Annotated in this window: 1 protein-coding gene; it reads right to left on the reverse strand. The window is 33.9% G+C overall.

Annotated elements, in window-relative coordinates; translation table 11 throughout:
• A partial coding sequence (locus MiAbW_RS19445) for a helix-turn-helix domain-containing protein (protein ID WP_172967410.1) occupies positions 1-245 on the reverse strand: 245 nt, incomplete at both ends.

Genomic DNA, 245 nt, shown 5'->3' on the forward strand with positions numbered 1-245 from the left:
TTACAATCCGACATATAGTTGATTCTGATAGTTCCCAGCTTGTACCAATGTGAAAATATGTTCTATATTCTCGCCAATATTCTAACGTTACTAAAACTTGTTCTTCTATAGATAGTTTAGGTTTCAGTCCCCTTTTAGATGGTGAATTAGAGTCGGCTTCAACACTTTTTACTGATTCTACCATCTTTCTATATGTTTGTTTATACACACCGAAACGGCGTTTGAATTGTTCATCTGATAAGTTT

It is taken from the genome of Microcystis aeruginosa NIES-4325 (assembly GCF_008974145.1).
Taxonomy (GTDB): domain Bacteria; phylum Cyanobacteriota; class Cyanobacteriia; order Cyanobacteriales; family Microcystaceae; genus Microcystis; species Microcystis aeruginosa_G.